Source organism: Duganella sp. Leaf126 (assembly GCF_001423125.1).
GTDB lineage: Bacteria > Pseudomonadota > Gammaproteobacteria > Burkholderiales > Burkholderiaceae_D > Rugamonas.
The window spans coordinates 240,380-246,840 of record NZ_LMNW01000035.1 but is presented as its reverse complement, the minus strand read 5'-3'; the positions used below and the strand labels follow the sequence as shown (position 1 = coordinate 246,840).

Genomic DNA, 6,461 nt, shown 5'->3' with positions numbered 1-6,461 from the left:
GCAACCTGCCAGCAGCCCTTTGAGATGACGCCGCTTCCCAGCGGTGTGATGCCATCATCGATCAAATCACCATTGCACTCAAGACGGCGCTGAGCGGACGCTTACTGGGCGCGGCACTACCTGCCTGAATCGGCTGCAAGATAATGTGATGGGGATAGAGTGTAGTGAGCTACTGGTCCCGAAGCACTTCGATTTCGAGGAGCTGGGTTTGGGTAGGTAATGTCGCGATGAGCACGCTCACTCTGCCGGTACTATGCGGTGCCGACTCGAACAAGCGTTGCACCAATATTATCTCATGGATCATAGGTATTTTGACAACAAAATAACTTTGTAGCAAACAGCCGTTGGAGCCGCAAAACCCTGTGAACCATGCTTAACGTCAGCATGCTCGGCAAACCACGATGCCAGAGAAGCCACTTAAACGGCCGGACAAGCCGCCGAAAGCGGTCAGTTGATACCGATGCGTACCGTGCCGTTTCAAACGCCGCAAAACGCGGGGAAATCAGTTGGTCATTTTTGCGGCTAAGAGCTGCCATTCCTTCGGGTTACAATGTAGACAAACAATGCAGGTTGCGACTGATATTTTTCGAGGTGGCTGATGACACTAGAGCACCGGGATGATGATTTCTGGGTTGACTTTCGGACCTTCAACGGCTTTTTTGATCCGAGCCGCTGGCAGGAAACTAAGGCAGCAAAAGACCATATAGATGAATTTGGGCAGGCCATAGCTGAAAGGGACTTGTACTTCACTCGCACACTAGGCTTGGGCTCGAACGAGAGGCTGAAGGTGTCGCGTGCCTCCATGGAGGCAATGGTGAAAGTCTTCTTTCTCGAAAATCCAGCGGGAAGGGAGTTGGGGGACGGGTTGATCGAAGAACGCCAGCAGCATCTGGCGAGAGCGTTGCAGCGAGTTGCTGTTCAGGTCAAAATTGCGTCGGAACCGCCAGTCGTAAGTGACGGTATTTCTGACGGTATTTAATGAGTTGTGGCGTTAGAGGCTAGTAGGCATGCGAGGTATGACGCTGTTCAACATAATCGCCCGCTACGTCGAGCGCATGGTGTCGGTCGGCGCTGCCGGTCGCTGAGCAGGCGGTTCCTCGAGGTTTTAGCGGGACAGGCTCTGCAGATAGGCGATCAGCGCCGCCCGCTCGGCGGCGCTGGCCACCTTGACGTCCATGTTTTGCCCGGGAATGAATTGCTCGGGATCGGTCAGCCAGCGGTCGAGCGCTGCGGCGTCCCAGGTCACCTTCGAGCGTTTCAGGGCGCGCGAATAATCGTAGCCCTTGACGCTGCCGGAGCGGCGGCCGAACACGCCGCGGTGGCGCGGGCCGGTCTCGTCGGTGTCGAGCGCGTGGCAGTCGGTGCAGCGCTGCTGCCACAGCCGCTGCCCCTGCCGGATGGCCGCAGCACTCTGGGCGTGCGCCTGGGCCGCCAACAATATCAGGCACAGGGCGAGGCAGACAGTACGGCGCAGGAACGGCATCGGGATCTCCAGGTTGCTGCAGAGATATTACCTCCGGTAATGCTGCCGCAGCACAAAATTGCCGCAGCGGCGTGATAAACGCGGTGGCGATGGCACAAAATGTTTTCAGAAAGAAAACTTCGGTCCGGTTCAGGCAAGGATAAAAGCGCGGTTTTGCGGTAGGCCTGCCGTAAATCCATTAAAATAGCGGGTTATTCTCGCATGAGCTCCCAAGGATTAAACATGTCAATTTCCAGCACCGAAGAAATCGTCGCCGAATTGCGCGCTGGCCGCATGGTGATACTGGTCGATGAAGAAGACCGGGAAAACGAAGGTGACCTGGTGCTCGCGGCGGACTTCGTCACGCCGGAAGCCATCAATTTCATGATCAAGCACGCGCGCGGCCTGGTGTGCCTGACGCTGACCGAAGAACGTTGCGACCTGCTCGAACTGTCGATGATGTCGTCGCGTAATGGCACCGCTTTCGGCACCAACTTCACGGTATCGATCGAAGCGGCTGAAGGCGTGACCACCGGCATTTCGGCAGCCGACCGTGCCCGGACCATACAGGTTGCAGTTGCCAAGGATGCACAGGCAATCGATATCGTCCAGCCTGGCCACATCTTCCCGCTCAGGGCCCAGAAGGGCGGCGTGCTGATGCGTGCCGGCCATACCGAAGCCGGCTGCGACCTGACGGCCATGGCCGGCCTGACGCCAGCGTCGGTGATCTGCGAGATCGTGAAGGACGACGGCACCATGGCGCGCCTGCCGGACCTGCTGGAATTTGCCAAGGAACACAATCTGAAAATCGGCACGATTGCCGACCTGATCCAGTACCGCAGCCGCAATGAATCGCTGGTGGAAAAAGTGGGCGAACGCGTGCTCAACACCGCGCAAGGCCAGTTCCGCATGCTGGCGTACCGCGACAAGCCGAGCGGCTCGGCCCACCTGGCGCTGGTGCACGGCGACATCCAGAAAGACAAGGACACCCTGGTGCGCGTGCACCAGCCGGTCTCCATCCTCGACGTGCTGGAATCGGAAGCGACCACCCACTCCTGGAACCTGTCGTCGTCGCTGGCCGCCGTCAAGGCAGCTGAGAGCGGCGTGATCGTGCTGCTGAACTGCGAAGAATCTGCCGAGCAGTTCTTCGCGCAATTTGCCGCGCTCGACAAGCCGGAAACCAAGCCGAAAGGCCGCGCGGCCAGCATGGACCTGCGCAGCTACGGCATCGGCGCGCAAATCCTGCGCGAAGTGGGCGTGTGCAAGATGCAACTGCTGGCCAGCCCGCGCAAGATGCCGTCGATGACGGGCTTCGACCTGGAAGTGACCGGCTACCTGGCCAAACCGAATTAAACTGATTACTGACTACACTGACCAATAAGAGGCTCACCATGACCGTAGGAAGCTACGATACCAATCTGAACGGCGACGGCCTGCGTGTCGGCATCGTTCAAGCCCGTTTTAACGAAGACATCGGCCACGGCCTGCTGTCGTCCTGCCTGGCAGAACTGAAACGCCTGGGCGTGGAAGACGAAGACGTGCTGCACGTGACCGTGCCCGGCGCGCTGGAAGTGCCGCTGGTGCTGCAAAAAATGGCCGAGTCGCAGCAGTTCGACGCGCTGATCGCGCTGGGCGCCGTGATCCGCGGCGAAACCTACCACTTCGAGCTGGTCTCGAACGAGTCGGGCGCCGGCATCACCCGCATCGGTCTCGACTATGGCATTCCGATCGCCAACGCCATTCTCACCACCGAAACCGATGAGCAGGCCGAAGTGCGCATGGTCGAAAAAGGCACGGACGCTGCCCGCGTGGCGGTGGAGATGGCCAATCTGACCATCGCCCTCGAGGAACTCAATCAGGACCAGGGCGACGACGAATAAGTCGCTCTTTTATGACAGGTAATCCCATGACAGATAAAAGCCAACACGCCAATCCCAGCAAGAACCGCACCCCGCGCCACCGCGCGCGCGAGTTCGCGCTGCAGGGCCTGTACCAGTGGCTGCTGAACAACGAACCCGCTGCGACGGTCGTCAACAACATCCGCGCCGCCCACGGTTTCGACAAGGCCGATGCCGAGCATTTCACCAAGCTGCTGTACGGTGCGATCCAGGATTCGGTGGCCCTGCGCGAGACGTTTGCACCGCTGGTCGATCGCGGTATCGAAGAGCTGTCGCCGATCGAACACGCCGTGCTGCTGATCGGTGCGTACGAGCTGAAGAACAACCTCGAGATCCCTTACCGCGTGGTCATCAACGAGGCGGTCGAGCTGACCAAGTCGTTCGGCGGTATCGACGGTCACAAGTACGTCAACGGCGTACTGGACAAGCTGGCGCCCAAGCTGCGTCCCGACGAAGTGGCAGGCGACAAGAAGCGCTGACCGCATCGGCAAACGCGTCGACGAACCGGACCTGTCACCAGGTCCGGTTTTTTTTCGCCCGTCGCTTTCGCCGTCACCGAATGTTAGCTGCCAGACCCTGGCGCCAACCACCGCTTGCCATGCACGCCAGACGCGCATACTATAAAATGAATGAGAATTATTCTCATTGATGGTAAACGGAGAGCGACATCATGGCAAACACGGAAATCTCATCGATGCTCAACTGCGTGCTGGTGGCCGCGCTGGCGGCGCTGTGCCTGGTCCTGGCCGCACCGCGCCAGCAGCTGTGGCCTGCCGCCAAGGCGCGCGCGCACTTCCTACGCTTTCTCGCGGTACCGCTGACCACCGGCGCGCTGGTCAGCGCTGCTGCCGGCTACGGCTGGTGGGCCGCTATTGCCCTGGTGGCGGCCGGCATGGCGCCGGTCCTGCTGGCGGCACCGTGCATCGGGCTGCTGCGGCAGCGGGGCAAGCTGCTCAAGGCCTGAGGCTGGCCGCGGGGCAAACGGGGCGAGGCGGGTTGGCCGCATCGCCCCGTTTTGGCTGATTTTGCTGGCTGACTGCGGGCGCGCACGTGGTCGTCGCGCCATGCCGAGCGTCAGGTCACAGCGGGCTTGCTGCCTGCGGGTATAATCCGTTCACCCTGGAAACCATGAGAACGGATCCGCGCGAATGAGCCAGTCCCCCCCGAGCCAGCCTAACCAGTTTTCGCTGCTGAAGCAGCGCCGCTTCGCCCCCTTTTTCTGGACCCAGTTTCTCGGCGCATTCAACGATAACCTGTTCAAGACCGCGCTGGTCGTCGTCATCACCTTCGACGCCCTGAGCTGGACCACGCTGGCGCCGTCGCTGGTCACCAACCTGATTCCGGGCCTGTTCATCCTGCCTTATGTGCTGTTCTCCGCCACCGCCGGCCAGCTGGCCGACAAGTTCGACAAGGCGGGCATGACGCGCTGCGTCAAATGGCTGGAAGTGGCCATCATGAGCGTGGCCGGCATAGGCTGGATAACCCATCACCTGTGGCTGCTCGTTGCTGCCGTGGTGGGCATGGGCATCCATTCCACGCTGTTCGGCCCGGTCAAGTATGCCTACCTGCCGCAGCACCTGGGCAAGGAAGAACTGATCGGCGGCAATGGCGTGACCGAGATGGGCACTTTTGTCGGCATCCTGGCCGGCGAAATCCTCGGCGCGCTGCTGGTGGTCATGCAGCCGCACGGCCTGTATTTCGAAGCGGGCGCGACGATTCTCGTGGCGCTGATCGGCTTGCTGGCCAGCTACCGGATTCCGGCGTCGCCGGCGCCCATGCCCACGCTCAAGGTCAGCTGGAATTTTGTCGGCGAGTCGCTGCGCAACCTGCGGTATTCAAGCAAGAACCGGGTCGTGTTCCAGTCGATGCTGGGCAACTCGTGGTTCTGGTTTTACGGCGCCGTGCTGCTGGCGCAATTGCCGGTGTTTGCCAAGGATTACCTGCACGGCGGCCACGGCGCCTTCGTGCTGCTGCTGACCGTGTTTTCGCTGGGCGTGGGATCGGGCTCGCTGCTGTGCGAGCGGCTGTCCGGCGCCAAGGTGGAGATCGGCCTGGTGCCGTTCGGCTCGATCGGACTGACCGTCTTCGGCGCCGACCTGTATTTCGCCAGCGATGCCTTCGTCGGCGGCGCTGGCGCTGCCCAGGCAGCGGCCGGCATCATGACCGTGCTGGCGCAACCCGGCATCTGGCGCATCCTGTTCGACTTTTTGATGATCGGCATGTTCGGCGGCTTCTTCATCGTGCCGCTGTTCGCGCTGATCCAGCTGCGCGCCGACCCGGCCCATCTTTCGCGCACCATCGCCGGCATGAACATTTTGAACGCGCTGTTCATGGTGGCGGCGTCCGGCATGGCCATCGTGCTGCTGGGGCAGGGCCTGACGATCCCGCAGCTGTTCCTGGTGACGGCGCTGCTCAATGCAGTGGTGGCGGTCTACATCTTCTCGCTGGTGCCGGAGTTCCTGATGCGTTTCCTGGCCTGGCTGCTGATCCACACCGTGCACCGCGTGCACACGGTGGACGCCGACCGCATTCCGCGCGAGGGCGCGGCAGTGCTGGTCTGTAACCACGTCAGCTATGTCGATGCGATCGTGATCGGCGCCGTCGCGCCGCGCCCGATCCGCTTCGTGATGGACCACCGGATTTTCAAGACACCGCTGCTGGGCTGGATTTTCCGCACCGCGCGCGCGATCCCGATCGCGCCGGCCAAGGAAGATCCGTGGCTGATGGAGAAGGCCTATGTCGATATCGCCCAGGCCCTGCACGAGGGCGACTTGGTATGCATCTTCCCGGAAGGGCAGCTCACGCGCGACGGCGAGATCAACGCGTTCAAGGGCGGCGTGGCCAAGATCGTCGAGCGCTCGCCGGTGCCGGTGATCCCGATGGCGCTGCGCGGCCTGTGGACCCACCTGCTGAGCCGGAACAGGGAAAACATCTTCGGCCGCGCCTTCCACGCCGGCCTGCGCTCGAAGCTGGCGCTGGCGGTCGGCAAACCGGTGGCGCCGCAGGACGTCACGCCCGAGGGCTTGCGGCAGGACGTGGCGGCCTTGCGCGGCGACTGGAAGTAGGCAGCCGCAGCGCCCAGGCGGCGATCGCGTCGGCGA

General features: G+C 61.8%; 7 protein-coding genes. 6 read left to right on the top strand and 1 reads right to left on the bottom strand.

Annotated elements, in window-relative coordinates:
• Nucleotides 1–598: 598 nt before the first annotated feature.
• Nucleotides 599–979 (top strand): hypothetical protein, encoded by a 381-nt coding sequence (locus ASF61_RS21455; protein WP_056160713.1) that lies wholly within the window; start codon nucleotides 599–601, stop codon nucleotides 977–979.
• Nucleotides 980–1,105: 126 nt separating this feature from the next.
• Here ASF61_RS21455 and ASF61_RS21450 read toward each other — a convergent pair whose 3' ends face one another.
• On the bottom strand, nucleotides 1,106–1,483 hold the full coding sequence (locus ASF61_RS21450; protein ID WP_056160712.1) for a cytochrome c family protein: 378 nt from the start codon (nucleotides 1,481–1,483) through the stop codon (nucleotides 1,106–1,108).
• A 222-nt stretch (nucleotides 1,484–1,705) separates the two neighbouring features.
• Between ASF61_RS21450 and ribBA the strand changes: the two genes are divergently transcribed.
• From ribBA to ASF61_RS21425, 5 genes are all read left to right on the top strand, one after another.
• Nucleotides 1,706–2,815 (top strand): bifunctional 3,4-dihydroxy-2-butanone-4-phosphate synthase/GTP cyclohydrolase II, encoded by a 1,110-nt coding sequence (gene ribBA, locus ASF61_RS21445; protein ID WP_056160710.1) that lies wholly within the window; start codon nucleotides 1,706–1,708, stop codon nucleotides 2,813–2,815.
• 38 nt (nucleotides 2,816–2,853) lie between these two features.
• The gene (gene ribH, locus ASF61_RS21440; RefSeq protein ID WP_019920536.1) at nucleotides 2,854–3,342 is read left to right on the top strand and encodes a 6,7-dimethyl-8-ribityllumazine synthase; all 489 of its coding nucleotides are present in this window, start codon (nucleotides 2,854–2,856) and stop codon (nucleotides 3,340–3,342) included.
• A gap of 26 nt (nucleotides 3,343–3,368) precedes the next feature.
• Entirely contained in the window at nucleotides 3,369–3,839 is a 471-nt protein-coding gene (gene nusB, locus ASF61_RS21435; RefSeq protein WP_056160708.1) for a transcription antitermination factor NusB, read from the top strand.
• A 191-nt stretch (nucleotides 3,840–4,030) separates the two neighbouring features.
• The gene (locus tag ASF61_RS21430; RefSeq protein WP_056160706.1) at nucleotides 4,031–4,324 is read left to right on the top strand and encodes a hypothetical protein; all 294 of its coding nucleotides are present in this window, start codon (nucleotides 4,031–4,033) and stop codon (nucleotides 4,322–4,324) included.
• Nucleotides 4,325–4,508: 184 nt separating this feature from the next.
• On the top strand, nucleotides 4,509–6,425 hold the full coding sequence (locus ASF61_RS21425; RefSeq protein WP_056160704.1) for an MFS transporter: 1,917 nt from the start codon (nucleotides 4,509–4,511) through the stop codon (nucleotides 6,423–6,425).
• Nucleotides 6,426–6,461 lie beyond the last annotated feature (36 nt).